The sequence below is a fragment of the Dyadobacter bucti genome, from assembly GCF_005869225.1.
GTDB classification, from domain to species: domain Bacteria; phylum Bacteroidota; class Bacteroidia; order Cytophagales; family Spirosomataceae; genus Dyadobacter; species Dyadobacter bucti.
Map to the genome: position 1 here is coordinate 612,373 of NZ_SWFP01000004.1, position 14,223 is coordinate 626,595.

Consider the following 14,223-nt stretch of genomic DNA (forward strand, 5'->3'; position numbering starts at 1 on the left):
CGCTTTTTTTATTTACCTCCGTTACCAAAAGATTACCGCAACGTCTAAAGGGTTCAGGAAAGTCCTGATTACGCAAGTAATGATTTACGCACGATCATACCCTAGATAAACAAATGCGGAGATTTTATGCTTTAATCTTTTTCTGTACCTGCCCGCTTTTCGCTGTAAATGCGCAGTATGTCAACTATGGCAGCTTTTATGATGATGTTACCTTCAATCGTCCTGTTGATATAAATCTTGCGGTTGGAAGCACTGTTGGAACGGGAAATGTTTCCGGCACGGGCGCATCAACCTATAATATTACGCTGCCGGTTCCGCCCGGCACCAACGGAGCGACGCCCGCAATTTCGCTGGATTATAATTCTCAGAGAGCAGGGAGTGGATTGCTGGGTTATGGGTGGGGCATTTCAGGGCTGTCTTTTATTACAAGAGTTCCGGAGACAGTTTATCACGACGGGCTTGCCGGGCCGGTGGAGCTGAACTTTAATGATAAGTTTGCCCTGGATGGCGCAAGGCTGATGTTGAAGGCAGGCAATTATGGTGCGGACGGATCGACCTACGGTACGGAGACAGAAAATTTTGCCACCGTTACGGCCAAAGGAGTGGCGGGGAACGGGCCCCAGTGGTTTGAGATGGTCACCAAAGATGGAGTGGTCATGGAATTTGGCAAAACGCTCCATTCTACGTTTGGCAAGCCTAACGGAGGGACAATCCTGATGTGGGCACTCAATAAAATTCAGTATCCCGGTGGAAACTATATTGTTTTTAATTATGCCGCTGATGATGCGGCAATCAGGATTTCAGAAATTGAATATACCGGAAATACTGCCGCAGCTTTACTACCGTATAACAAGATCAAATTTGAGTATAAGGGAAGGATCGATGCAAATGTGATGATGGAAGCCGATCTGGGTATGTCAGCCAATCAGCTGCTGGATAAAATCACCATAACAACCGAATCTGCACAAATTTTTAAAACCTTTCAGCTCAATTACGCCCATGACGAGGTCAATTCATACCTGAAAGAAATAAAGGAAACCGGGAGTGACGCCACTGCGCTGAATACCACCATCTTTAAATATGGAAATGCGCCGACTTATTTTACAACGGCCAGTTCTACTGTTGTGTTAAATGCCAATGCGGAGCATTTCACAGGAGATTTCGATGCCAATGGCGTGTCCGATCTACTCTCGGTAGAGCGGAAGATTGTCAACGATAATAACAAAAACTATCTCTACCACAAAAATTTCACGGTCTACCACAAAGACGATCCCTCCCAGGAAAACTACTACGTGGCGGCATTATACGAGCTGCCGTCCAATGCGCTGATCGTTCAACAGAAGAATATATATGTAACCGGGAACTTCATCGCAAATGATTATACCGGCGATGGAGCTGACGATATCTTATCTATAACAACATCTTATTCGGGGAATCAGCGGATGCTTAATAAGATTAGGATTTATACCAGTGTGCAAACGCCCGGAGCTACTTTTCCTATTTCCTTTGACTCCACAGAAATCGCCGTATCAAAGAGCAGGGTTCATGCCAGCGGGAATTTTATTTTTCCGGGAGACTTTAACGGTGACGGACTTCAGGATATTCTCACGCTGCTGGGTGCCAACGTTTCCGGCATATATGGTGCTCAGTTACATTCTGCGGTATTTGGCTTTACACCTTTTTTCAATGACATATATACGGTAGGTCCGGCTTTTTTTCCGGTAACAACGTGGGCGGAATGTCAGCAGGTTCATATCCTGGATTTCAATGGCGATGGTAAGAGCGATATCATGCTGATCAAAGATAACAATTGCGAGATTTTTGCTTTGGAAAAGGATCAGAATGGTTTTCCCGTTGCACAAAGGATCTATTTTTCTTCCAGCTCCCTTACCAAGAATCATATCATTTATTTCGGGGATTTCAATGGCGATCGAAAAACGGATATGCTTACCCGTGCATCGCTGACAGATAACAATGTTCCTTGGGTAAGGATTTTGTCAACCGGGACCGATCTGTTTGCCGAAACTTTTGTCTTTCAGAAAAAACCCGATATCACTGGCGTCCCCAACGACCATCATCTATCGACCGGGGATTTTAATGGGGATGGCAGGTCTGATATTTATCATGGATGGGAAATTAATGCGGCCAATTCCAACCTGGACATCTATTACAGTAAAGGCATAGCTTTTAAGTTTAACCGTACACCGTTTACAGAGCTGGGTGCAATTTTCCCATTGATCGCCGACATGAATGGGGACGGTAGATCCGATATTATCAACCGAAAATGCATTTGTGATCCGATTGACGTACTGTATTTCAAAAAGGACGGCAAAGAAAACCTCCTTCAGAAAGTTGCCAACGGAATGAACCACGTCACTGAATGGTCGTATAAAAATCTAACAGAACCGGGCAATGCTTTTTATAAACAGGGAAGTCTTACGGCTTTTCCTGTTAACAATATAAAACAGGCACTTTATGCGGTTTCCGGGGTTAAATCAAAAAACGGAATCGGTGGAAATTCTGAGGTAACCTATAGTTATGAAGAGGGGAGGCTTTACAGGTCGGGGAAGGGTTTTATGGGTTTCAAGAAGCTGGTTGCGACTGATGTTACAGCCAACATTAAAACCATTTCCGAAAACGAGTTCAACACCACTTATTATGTAGCTGCCCCTCAGAAAACGGCTATCTATCTGGCATCTACGAACACATTGCTTTCTGAGAAGACATTTTCAAACGAATTTATCCCGCAGGGGCCCAATGGCAGCAAACGCTTTTTGCACCGGGTGAAAAGCGTCACAGAAAACAATGTTTTCGAAGGCCGGACGGTAACCAGCACCAACAATACCTTCGATAATTTCGGTAACGTGACCCAGAACACGGTCAATAACAGCAATGTGGAAACCACGGTGACCAATACTGTATTCGGCGCATACCCGGGCATAATCCCCAACAAACCAACCTCGGTAACGGTTATTAAAACGCGCACCGGGCAGCCCGCTTTCAGTGTTACGACGGGCACGGGGTACAATGCGGTTGGCCAGCTGACTTCAAAAACAGATTTTTCGGGCCTGCCTAAAAGTGTAAGCACGGCTTATGAATATTTCCCGCTGGGGAACCTAAAAAAGACCACGGTCACGCCCTCAGGCCTGCCCGCAAGGACAACTTCTGCGGTCTATGATGCCAAAGGCCGCTACGCCACCTCGACAGTCAATGAACTTGGGCAAACCTCGTCGGCAACTTACGACGCCAAATGGGGCAAACCTTTGACGGTGACGGGCATAGACGGGCTGACGACGACCATGGAATATGATGGTTTTGGAAGGGAAAAGAAAACGACTTTCCAGCAGGGGTATTCAATAACCCAAACCTACGGCTGGGATATTTCGGGCAATTCGGTGTGGTATGCCAAAACAACGCACCCGGGCAAACCCGATGTAAAGACCTGGTATGACCTGCTGGGCAGGGAAATCAAAACGGAAACGGAGGGTTTTCAGGGGCAAACCATTACCCAGGCCAATACCTACGATGCCAAAGGCAACCTTTCCACTTCGACGGCGCCCTATAAAACCGGTGAGCCGGTACTGACGACCACCACCCAGTACGATGCCCACAACCGGCCTTTCAATATCAGCAGCAGCGGTCCTTTTGGCACCACCACCATTGGTTATGGCTACTCGGCGGGCAAGCTGACAACCACGACGACAACGCCCTCGGGCACCTCTTCGAAAACGACCGACGCCACAGGTCAGGTCACCAGCGCGACAGACAACGGCGGGACGCTGGGCTACACCTATTACAGCCACGGCGGATTGAAAGAAGTAAGCGACGGCTTACGGACACTGACCAGCAGCCAGTATGATGCTTACGGCAGGCAAACCTCGCTGACCGACCTGAATGCAGGCACGACAACTTACGATTACAATGCCCTGGGCCAGCTGGCTGGCCAGACCAATGCCAACAACAAAACCCATACGATGCAGTATGACCTGTTGGGGAGAAATACCAGCCGCACCGGCCCGGAAGGCATAACGACTTATGAATATTACCCGACCGGCAGCGGGGCTTCTGTCAACCAGATCAAGAAAGTGACGGGCTTTGCGGGCAACCTGGAAGAGTACACTTACGATGCTTTCGGCAGGCTGCAAACCAGCAAACAGACCGTGGACGCAGCCGCCTACACCACCACCTATGGTTACAACATGTACGATGATGTGACCTCGGTGCTTTATCCCTCGGGCTTTGGCACCAACCATGCTTATGATGCGAACGGGTTCCCGACCACCATCAAAAACACAGGCAACACCATCACCCTTTTTACCAACAATGGCATCAGCGGGCTTGGGCAGAACACCTCCTATGCATTGGGCAACGGCAAAACCTCGGCAGTCAGCTACGAATATGGTGTCCCGAAAAAATTCACGACGAGTGGCATCCAGGACCTGGAATTGAGCTGGGATTACGCCAAAGGCAACCTGACCAAAAGAAAGGATTATATCAAAAGCAAGGAAGAAAGCTTCACCTACGACAACCTCGACCGGCTGCTGACAGCTACAGTTGCAGGCAAAGCGGCGCAAACAATCACCTACCAGCCCTCTGGCAATATCAGCTCCAAGAGCGATGCCGGGCAGACATTCAGCTACCACCAGACCAAGATCCACGCCCTGACCGGGATCGTTTCACCGACCACGGCAATCCCGGTATTGACGCAGGACATTACCTACACGGCTTTCAACCAGCCGGAAAAGATCATCGAAAATGGCTCCGGCCAGCCCTACGAGCTGACTTATACCTATGGGGCCGACTACCAGCGGCTGAAAGGGACGATGAAAAAGAACAATGTGCTGATCAACACGCATTATTACTTTGGCAATGGCTATGAAAAGGACGTCACGCCCGCCATCGCCGACAAACACCTGCACTACATAGGCTCACCGGCCGGTTTGGTCGCAATCGTAATCCGGGAGAACAATGTTGACCAGTACTACTACACCTACACCGACCACCTGGGCTCGCTGCTGACGACGACCGCGGCAAACGGGACAGTACTACTCGACCAGAACTTCGACGCCTGGGGCCGCTTGCGCCACCCTGCCAACTGGGACTATGCCAACGTCCCTGCCCCGACAAGCTACCTGTACCGCGGCTTCACCGGCCACGAGCACCTGACGAATTTCAATTTGATCAACATGAACGGGCGGATGTATGATCCGGTAGTGGGGAGGGTTTTGAGTGTTGATAATTATGTGCAGGATCCGTTTGGGACGCAGGATTATAACAGGTACAGTTACGCGAAGAATAATCCGTTGAAATACAACGATCCCGACGGAAACAATCCATTAATTGGAGCACTTATTGGCGGGTTGGGCTATACAGTGGGCATTGGTTTCAGCAAAGGAGGGTTTGACAACTGGAACTGGAACGAGTTCGGAATATCGGTGGCCATGGGCTTTATATCATCCGGATTTTCTGCTGGGATCGGAAGCGCTACGGCAGGGATTTCGAGCGGTTTGGTAAAAGCGGGCGTTCAAATGGCGGCCCACGGTGCTTTTAGCGGAGCAATGTCGATGGCGCAGGGGGGAAGTTTTGGGACAGGGCTACTTACGGGAGCGGCAGGTTCTGCTATGGGATCCGCGACAGCCGGTTTCGGGCCCGGTTTACAAATTGGAGCATCGGCAGCATTTGGTGGCGTCGTCTCGGAATTAAGCGGAGGGAACTTCTGGAAAGGTGCTGCCCAGGCGGGGATTGTCGCTGGGTTTAATCATGCTGCGCATGCATTGGATGACCGTGCCGCCGCTAGATTACAGAGACGTATTTTAGCGGATGGGAGGCTTAGTTTAGGAGAAGCGAATCTTTGGGCTCGGAAAGGTGGTGGCAGGGATTTGACCGTTGATGCTAGTAAACTGGATTTAGGGTGGGTTGATGATGAGGGTTGGAATAGTGAAAATGGCAAACACGTTCAGACGCTCTTTAATTCAGAAGACGGATTAGTGCATGGAAGAATTTATCTGGAGAGAGTTAGTGCTCAAAGAGCTACTATACAAGACGCAGCATATGATTTCGATCAAAAAGGAAAGTACTTTGATAATTTCCTTAGAAACTCCTTTAACACATGGGGAAGGTGGAATGCGACTCATCTTGGTCTCTCCAACATAATAAAATACACTATACATTACAATGGCGCGGCAATTATAAACCAATATAGATTATACAAACCTTATTAAGATGAGAAACTTAAAGCTAATTATTATGATAATATGTGCAAGCTGTGGGGGTGGCATCTCTAATTATATTGAAGAACTCAGTGGCGATTTTATATACGTCAATTACGGAGGAGCTTTCAATATTATTCAATCACCAAATTCGAGTTATCCGAGTATCTACGGTGAAGTCATTGACCACTCATACGACGATAACTTTATCATTGTCGCCCAACATCCAAGTAAAAAAGGGTATCAATCTAAAATATCTTCAAGGCTCCGAAATGAAGATCACAAACGATACCCTAACAATTCTGAGGAAGAAAGGCTAAAGACTGACCGTATAGCTGATAGTATAATTACCAATGATCCATACTATCAAAAAATCTTTGCACGCAAACTTAATTACTGGATCATGTCCCACAAGAATAAAAAAATGTATGGGCCTTTGTCTGAGATTGAGTATTTGAAAAAGAGAAAAGAATTGAGGGTGCCGGAGGAATTGCAAGTACACAATGAAAAACATTAAAATCTTAAACAGATCCATTAATGAATACGAACTACAAAAGACTTATTAAAATGAAGAAATATTTCATGCTCTTTTCATCTATTCTCCTTTTAAAATGCTGGGGAATATCTGATTATTCGGAAGATCTTGGAAACGGATTTAGCTACGAAAGCTCCGGACAGGAATTCAAAAATATACGAACACCAATTCATGGTCAAAAGGACATCTATGGAAAAGTTACGGAATATAAGTTCAACGCAGACTTCATACTAGCTATCCAGCAACCAAGTAGAGAGGTATACCAAGGTTCAATTGCATACGAATTAAGAAATGCCGATCGCGTGAAGTATAAAAACAACTCAACAAATGACAGGATAGAAAGTGAACGGGTAGCTGACAGTCTCATCTTAAATGACCATTACTATAAAAGAGTTTTTGCACATCCGACCAACTACTGGATCATTTCGCATCACAGCAAAACAATGTTCGGGCCATTAACCAAAGGAGAATATTTTCAAAAAAGGAAGGAATTGAAAGTACCAGACAAATTGAAGTTGGACGAAGAAAAGTTATAAAAAGACCATCAGGAATGAGATATTCAGATAATAGACTATAGATATTTAAGCCATACTAAAAATGAAAAAATATTATATGATTTTATTCTTGATTGTATTTCAGTCTTGCGGTGGAATTTCTAATACAAGTGAGGAGCTAGGTAGACGATCCGACCGGGCGGCCTGTATTGACAAAAATTGAATGAACACATTGAATCAGCTACTTTTTTAACCAATCAATCACACCTAAATTAAAAAACAAAATGAAAATCAAAAGCACACTTGTTAATGCCTTTCTGTTAGTAATGTTTGTGATCCTGCAAAATTGTAATGCGCAGGAGAATCCTGCGGCGGGGGATAAGATTTATGAAGGTTGTTGTGGGACTGCTCCGGTGGAATTTCCCCTGGACGACAAGAGGTACATTTATATTCCTAACGTTTTTACTCCTAACGGTGATGGGATTAATGACCATTTTATGCCTTTTATGAGAAGTAAGGAATTGATGGAAATTCAGAAATTGACGGTAGTCAGTGCGGTAGGGGATACTGTTCTCTGGCAAATGGAACGAATTCACCCAGGTGATGACGCTAAAAATTATGGTTGGAGCGGCTACAGAGCCGATGGCAGCAGATATAGGGGAAAGTTTAAATATGTAATGGCGGTATGCGCTGTGGGTTTCAACCAGTTTGTGAGTGGGGAAGCATGCTCGGTAATTTGTGAGCCGGGAAATAAGGTAATGAAATCCAGATCGGGCTGTTACTACGCTTCCCAGGCGGGTCCGGACGGGACGCTGGAGAAATCAAAGGTTAATCAGGAACAGGATTGTTTTTAGGCATTCTTAGCCCTATACTTTTCATTCACTTTCGCATATAAATCCACTGGAACCGGCGAGTTCACCTGCGGTATTTTCGGAGCGGGCCTTACCCAATCCAGATAACCTTTGGCCCAGGCGTAGGCGAGGCCAAGGATGAGAATGCCGATAAAAACTGTCATTTCTGCCATCGCAAACCAGCCCCACGCGCCGTTGGTTTGCGCGATGAGATCTTCGTTGCCGAACACCACTGCCCAGGGGAACAGAAATAAAAGTTCTACTTCAAACAAAACAAAGATTAACGCAACTACATAAAACCGTACGTTGAACTGGATATTTGCATTGCCGGTGGGGTCTTCACCCGATTCATAAGTGGTGAGTTTTTCTTCGTTCGGACGGTCCGGACGGAGAATTTTTGCGACAGTGAGCACTACGCCCAATAGGACGAGGCCGGCAATAACAAACAGTAATATATATCCAAAATCGGTAAGCATATTCCGGTAGGTGTTTCTGCAAAGCTACTGATTTTAGGTCAGGGCAGAAGAGCGGAAAAACGAAAATTAAATAATACTGAGTATGATTGTACGCAGGCTTAATCCGATCACCAGTATACCGACGATCAGCATAAGTGGTTTTCTTTTGATTTTACCAACCACCATAGCACCGAACGGAGCTGCGATGACGCCGCCAATGATCAGCCCCAGCACCACCTGCCAGCTGTTGACGCCGTGAAAAATAAGAAATGTAAGCCCGCTTGCAAAAGTCACTACAAATTCGGCTGCATTAACGGAGCCAATCGTGTAACGCGGGTCGCGTCCCTGGCCCAGCAGGGTGGAAGTCACGATCGGTCCCCAGCCTCCGCCGCCAATAGAATCCAGAAATCCGCCGGTTGCAGCCAATACTCCAATCCTTTTGGTTTTGTTTTTGACAAAGCTTTTCTGAATCGCCTTCCGGATGATGATGAGGCCCAAAACAAGCATGTAAAATGCAATGTAAGGTTTTATAAAATCCCCGTCGATGACATCGGAGAGCAGATAAGCTCCGGTTACAGCCCCCAAAACACCCGGGATGAGCAGACTTTTGAAGAGCTTTTTATTGATATTTTTGAACCTGAAATGGGAAATAGCAGAAGCCCCAGTGGTGAACATCTCGGCAACATGCACGCTCGCACTGCTTATCGCCGGCGTTACGCCAAGGCTTAACAGGAAAGAAGTTGAAGTTACGCCATATGCCATTCCCAATGCTCCGTCGACCAACTGGGCCGCCAGACCGACCAACAGATACAATGCAAAATCGCTGCTGATAAAAGTATTGATTTCCTCTGCTCCGATGGAAATTGTGCCGTTTAAAAAAAGGACACCGGAAATGATAACCAGAATGCCAATCGGCAAAATATACCAGTAAGAAGAGGGTGGAAGTTTTAGCGAGAGCACTTTTGCGAGCATTACCGTTCGTTTTTTTGAAGTTGAGAATTCTGGAATAGCAGGCAAATGTAATAAAACTATTTAATCTACTAGGTTGATAGATTATTAAATTTTACTTAAATTTTTAAATTCCGGGATCTGCAAATTTCAGAAGAATGGTATTTGAGTGACAGGAAGGTTTGTTAATCAGGGAGTTATCGTCGGCAAATTACCCCTGGGCTCGGCTAAGTTAAATGAAGTTGTTGGTGTATATGGTTGCGGGAAGCACATTCCCCAAATGTCCTGTTACCTTCAATGCCAAACGGTCACAATAGTAGCGTACATATTTCATCCGGCTCTTTTGTTTCAGTCCTTACTTTGTCTTCGATTTACTTTTCTCCCTTCAATCTCCTTCTTTCATCCAAAAGCTCCTTCCTTCAAAACCAGTTTTGGATAACAATCTGGCAGCCGTTTTGCTGCGAATCCCACTACGGCAGTAAAAGACAACGGTTTTGTCCGCAGGCATAGTCGTGAGGTTTTCGGGTATTTCGGAGAGAGGGATGTTAATGCCGCCTATACTGTCTGCTTCAAATTCATAATCTTCCCGTACGTCGACAAGAAAGATTTGATCGGGACCGGTTTCCTGTAATTTTTCCCAATCTTCGAACAGCATTTCCGGCAGGTCAATTTCTGCAATAAGAGGCTTCATCTGCAGTTTCGCATCGTCCTGTTCCAGTGCGTTAATATGAGGGTTCCTTGCAAACTGAAAGAAGCTGGTATTGTTCGTCAAAGCATTCAACACCATCAGTTTGCCAGATAATGGTTCGCCAATTTCACAAATGATCTTGATGGCTTCATTGGCCATATAAGTACCGATCATACCAGGCAGAATCCCTATCACACCAGCTTCCGCACAATTGTCACCTTCTTCAGCATCCGGGAAAAGGCAGCGGTAAGTAGGCCCGCCTTTGTAATTAAATACCGAAACCTGACCCTCAAAACGCAGAATAGAACCGAACACCATCGGTCTATCAAGTGCGACACAGGTATCGTTGGCCAGGTATCGCGTAGGGAAATTGTCGGAGCCGTCTATGACCAGGTCGTAATCTTTCACAATGTCAGCGGCATTTTCGGCAGTGAGTCGCTCGGGAATGATATTGAATTCGACAAAAGGATTGAGTACTGCCAGTTTTTTTCCTGCAACTTCTGCCTTCCCCTTACCGACATCTTCGGCAGTATACAGGATCTGTCTGTGCAGATTGGTAATATCCACCACATCATCATCCACAATTCCTATAGTGCCAACGCCTGCCGCAACAAGGTATTGCAGTACCGGACAGCCCAAACCGCCAGCCCCGATCACCAAAACCCTGGCAGACCGAAGCCGTTCCTGCCCCGCCAATCCCATTTCCGGCAAAAGAATCTGCCGGCTATACCGCCTACGCTCCAAAGGTTCCATAAAAAAAATATTCAATCATTCAATCATTCCCCGCTCCACGACGGATCATTCACCCATTCCAAATTCACATGTTCAAAATCGCATCCCAATCCTTCCAAACCACCTCATACCCTTTGCTCCTGATCATTTCCGCTATTTCTCCCGGCGTTCGTTCGTCTGAGATTTCAAACTGTTCCAAAGATCCTGGTTCCACCGAGTAGCCTCCCGGATTGGTTTTTGAACCTGCGCTGATTGAAGTAATACCCAAAGGAATACAATGATTTCTGAACCTTTCCGACTCTCGGGTCGAAAGCGAAATCTCCAATTCTTCGTTCATGATCCGGTATGCGCATATTAACTGAACAAGTTCTTTATCCTTCATTTCTACCTTTGGTTCGAGTCCGCCGGAAAATGGGCGCAGTCTTGGGAAAGATAAACTATAACGCGTTTGCCAGTAGGTTCGTTCGAGGTAATCTAGGTGCAGCGCGGTAAAAAAGCTGTCTGTCCGCCAGTCTTCCAGGCCGATCAGCACACCAAGTCCCATTTTGTGAATCCCTGCTTTTCCGAGTCGGTCAGGTGTGTCGAGCCGGTAGTTAAAATTGGATTTTTTACCTTTCGGATGATGCTTTTTGTAATCTTCACGATGGTAGGTTTCCTGATATACCAAAACAGAATTCAGTCCCATGGGTATCAGCTCCTGGTATTCCTCTGTATCAAGCGGCTGCACTTCCATTGAAATCATAGCAAAGTGCGGCCGGATCAGTTCCAGGACTTTTTTGAAATACGGAACATGAACAGTCTGATTTGCCTCACCGGTTACCAGCAGGATATGCTCGTACCCCATTTTTTTAATAACGGCTATTTCTCTTAAAATCTCCTCGTTAGTCAGCGTCCGGCGTCGCATTTTATTATCCAGGCTAAACCCACAATACGTACAGATATTTGTACATTCATTGGAGAGGTAAAGCGGGATGTACATCTGTATGGTTTTACCAAAACGCTTTTGAGTCAGTTTCTGGCTGAGCCGGGCCATGGGTTCCAGGTATGCGGCTGCGGGGGGTGATACCAGCGCTTTGAAGTCTTCCAGCGTTCTTTTGGAAGCATTAAGTGCCTTTTCTACGTCGGATGAGGTTTTTGCATATATTCCGGCCCTCACCTCGTCCCAATTGTATTGGTCAAATTCTGTTTTAAAGCTCATCCAGAAATGCTGTTAATGGACTACTGGCGACCGCCCGGTTTACCTGATTGCCCAATTTTGCTTCAAAAGCGATGCGCCCGGCTTCCACTGCCATCCTGAAAGCACTTGCCATCGCCACCGGATCGCCAGCCACAGCGATAGCCGTATTGACCAGGACCGCATCTGCACCTATTTCCATTGCTTTGGCCGCATCGGTAGGTGCCCCGATCCCCGCATCGATAATCACAGGAATGTTGCTCTGATCGATGATGATTTCCAGGAAATCAATCGTTTTTAACCCTTTGTTACTACCAATGGGTGAGCCAAGGGGCATGACGGCCGCAGCACCGGCTGCTTCGAGTCGTTTGCACAATACGGGGTCCGCATGCACATAGGGTAAAATGACAAAGCCCAGTTTCGCGAGTTCTTCGGTGGCGAGAAGGGTTTCGATGGCGTCGGGCATGAGGTATTTGGGATCCGGATGTATTTCCAGTTTCAGCCAGTTTGTTTCCAGCGCTTCCCGCGCCAGTTGTGCCGCGAAAACGGCTTCTTTGGCTGTTCGTACTCCTGACGTGTTGGGCAAAAGATGTATACCGGGATGATTGAGATGTGTTAAAATATCATCCTGACTGCTGCGCATATCTACCCTTCGCAGTGCTACTGTTACCAGCTCGGAACCCGAAGCGATCAAAGCTTTTTCCATGACCTGGGATGAACTGAATTTTCCTGTTCCCGTAAAAAGCCGGGAGTTGAAGGTTTTATCTGCTATTGTTAACATAGTGTTTTCTGAATTTTTATGACTTTTTCTTTCAGGTTTTTGGAATTGATCAATGCGGATGACATAGCCACTCCATACACGCCTGTGCCCAGCAAACCGGAAATATCGTCTTCTCCGACGCTACCGATGGCTATCACCGGAATGGTATGGCCAAGCGCACCGAGTTTTTTCATAATCTTGCTATAACCCTCCAAACCGAGAATGGGGCTGAGGTTTTGCTTGGTAGAGGTAAACCGGAAAGGGCCTAATCCGATATAATCTGCACTTTCGTCGATTCTCCGGATGATGTCTTCCAGTGTGTTGGCTGTACCGCCGATGATCATCTTGCTGCCGACGATTTTGCGCGCTTCCCGCAAAGGCATATCATTAAGCCCCAGGTGCAGTCCATAGGCATTGATTTCTCTGGCGATAGATGGAAAGTCGTTGATAATCAGTTTCGCTTCATAGTGCTCGCAAAGGCTTTTAGATTCGCGGGCGATCTCCATAACTTCCTCTTCCGGACGGTCTTTGATCCGAAGCTGTATCCAGCGGCAGCCTGCGTCCAGCGCGAGTCGGACGCTGTCTATATGGGTCATGCCAGCAGCATGGTTCGACACGAAGTGCAGCCGCGAGATATCCCTGTCCATCCCCCGCCCACCCATCCCGATCCCCAGCCCAGGGTTTAAACCTTGGGTTAACAATGATGGCGACGATGATGACGCCGCCGATGATGACGACGCCGCCGCCACCCGCGGCGATCCCGGGTCCTCCGCCTCCCTCCCCATCTCCATCCGGGTCCCTAGCCCAGGGTTTAAACGCTGGGTTACCGATGCGGGCCATATCGCCCCCAGGACAGCAACCCCATCGAAGTTCATAACCGGGATTTTTGTGATGTTCGAGAGATCAATTCCTCCTATTGCAATGACTTTGACTGTTTTCAGATCATTGCTCAAAACGAAATCATCGTGCAACGTACTTTTGTACCCTCGTTTCGAAATGCTGTCGAAAACAGGCCCGAAAAATGCGTAACTGAAAACAGGGGATATGGTTTTCAACTGAGCCAGATCATGCACGGAGGTACTTAACCTGAAACCATTATCAACCAGACTTTTCCAGAGCTCCTCAGTCGTCAGTGCGTAATGTTTTTCGGAAAAATGAAGGCGCGAAATACCGAATTCCCCGGCCAGTTCATGGTGCTGGTGCAGGGAAATCCGGTCGTAGAACGCAGGATTAATTGCCTGGATAAGCCTTCTTACCTCTTCCTTTTCGGAAAAAGGTTTTCTCAAATGAAAATATTTCATTCCTTCCTCAAAAAAACGGTTGATAGAACCCGCCTCGTCCGGAAGGAAATCAGGACTGGATATGACGATCATCTTC

Annotated in this window: 10 protein-coding genes; 4 read left to right on the top strand and 6 right to left on the bottom strand. The window is 46.8% G+C overall.

What is annotated here, in order from left to right:
• Positions 1 to 113: 113 nt before the first annotated feature.
• The 4 genes from FBF61_RS16190 (at position 114) to FBF61_RS16205 (ending at position 8,092) form a co-directional block, all read left to right on the top strand.
• Positions 114 to 6,221 (top strand): FG-GAP-like repeat-containing protein, encoded by a 6,108-nt coding sequence (locus tag FBF61_RS16190; protein ID WP_138479024.1) that lies wholly within the window; start codon positions 114 to 116, stop codon positions 6,219 to 6,221.
• Between the two features lies 1 nt (position 6,222).
• Positions 6,223 to 6,726, top strand: coding sequence for a DUF3997 domain-containing protein (locus FBF61_RS16195; protein ID WP_138479026.1), 504 nt, complete (start codon positions 6,223 to 6,225; stop codon positions 6,724 to 6,726).
• Between the two features lie 20 nt (positions 6,727 to 6,746).
• Complete coding sequence (locus FBF61_RS16200) at positions 6,747 to 7,280, top strand: DUF3997 domain-containing protein (RefSeq protein WP_138479028.1); 534 nt, start codon at positions 6,747 to 6,749, stop codon at positions 7,278 to 7,280.
• A 242-nt stretch (positions 7,281 to 7,522) separates the two neighbouring features.
• Positions 7,523 to 8,092 (top strand): T9SS type B sorting domain-containing protein, encoded by a 570-nt coding sequence (locus FBF61_RS16205; RefSeq protein ID WP_138479030.1) that lies wholly within the window; start codon positions 7,523 to 7,525, stop codon positions 8,090 to 8,092.
• Here the strand turns inward: FBF61_RS16205 and FBF61_RS16210 are convergent.
• The 6 genes from FBF61_RS16210 to FBF61_RS16235 form a co-directional block, all read right to left on the bottom strand.
• Positions 8,089 to 8,565, bottom strand: coding sequence for an NADH-quinone oxidoreductase subunit A (locus tag FBF61_RS16210; protein ID WP_138479032.1), 477 nt, complete (start codon positions 8,563 to 8,565; stop codon positions 8,089 to 8,091). The genes FBF61_RS16205 and FBF61_RS16210 overlap by 4 nt on opposite strands.
• 66 nt (positions 8,566 to 8,631) lie before the next feature.
• Positions 8,632 to 9,516: a sulfite exporter TauE/SafE family protein gene (locus FBF61_RS16215; protein ID WP_138479034.1), complete on the bottom strand. Its 885-nt coding sequence runs from the start codon at positions 9,514 to 9,516 to the stop codon at positions 8,632 to 8,634.
• Positions 9,517 to 9,877: 361 nt separating this feature from the next.
• Entirely contained in the window at positions 9,878 to 10,933 is a 1,056-nt protein-coding gene (moeB, locus tag FBF61_RS16220; protein ID WP_138479036.1) for a HesA/MoeB/ThiF family protein, read from the bottom strand.
• Between the two features lie 64 nt (positions 10,934 to 10,997).
• On the bottom strand, positions 10,998 to 12,110 hold the full coding sequence (gene thiH / locus FBF61_RS16225) for a 2-iminoacetate synthase ThiH (protein ID WP_138479038.1): 1,113 nt from the start codon (positions 12,108 to 12,110) through the stop codon (positions 10,998 to 11,000).
• Entirely contained in the window at positions 12,100 to 12,867 is a 768-nt protein-coding gene (locus tag FBF61_RS16230) for a thiazole synthase (RefSeq protein ID WP_138479040.1), read from the bottom strand. Before FBF61_RS16230 ends, thiH begins: the two co-directional genes overlap by 11 nt.
• Positions 12,861 to 14,219, bottom strand: a complete 1,359-nt coding sequence (locus tag FBF61_RS16235; RefSeq protein WP_138479042.1) for a thiamine phosphate synthase — start codon at positions 14,217 to 14,219, stop codon at positions 12,861 to 12,863. Before FBF61_RS16235 ends, FBF61_RS16230 begins: the two co-directional genes overlap by 7 nt.
• Positions 14,220 to 14,223: the final 4 nt, after the last annotated feature.

Bases quoted from the DNA above. Each gene is read 5' to 3' on its own strand.
- FBF61_RS16205 (WP_138479030.1), top strand. From the start codon at position 7,523: ATGAAAATCAAAAGCACACTTGTTAATGCCTTTCTGTTAGTAATGTTT.
- FBF61_RS16190 (WP_138479024.1), top strand. From the start codon at position 114: ATGCGGAGATTTTATGCTTTAATCTTTTTCTGTACCTGCCCGCTTTTC.
- FBF61_RS16195 (WP_138479026.1), top strand. From the start codon at position 6,223: ATGAGAAACTTAAAGCTAATTATTATGATAATATGTGCAAGCTGTGGG.
- FBF61_RS16235 (WP_138479042.1), bottom strand. From the start codon at position 14,219: ATGATCGTCATATCCAGTCCTGATTTCCTTCCGGACGAGGCGGGTTCT.
- thiH (WP_138479038.1), bottom strand. From the start codon at position 12,110: ATGAGCTTTAAAACAGAATTTGACCAATACAATTGGGACGAGGTGAGG.
- FBF61_RS16200 (WP_138479028.1), top strand. From the start codon at position 6,747: ATGAATACGAACTACAAAAGACTTATTAAAATGAAGAAATATTTCATG.
- FBF61_RS16215 (WP_138479034.1), bottom strand. From the start codon at position 9,516: ATGCTCGCAAAAGTGCTCTCGCTAAAACTTCCACCCTCTTCTTACTGG.
- moeB (WP_138479036.1), bottom strand. From the start codon at position 10,933: ATGGAACCTTTGGAGCGTAGGCGGTATAGCCGGCAGATTCTTTTGCCG.
- FBF61_RS16230 (WP_138479040.1), bottom strand. From the start codon at position 12,867: ATGTTAACAATAGCAGATAAAACCTTCAACTCCCGGCTTTTTACGGGA.
- FBF61_RS16210 (WP_138479032.1), bottom strand. From the start codon at position 8,565: ATGCTTACCGATTTTGGATATATATTACTGTTTGTTATTGCCGGCCTC.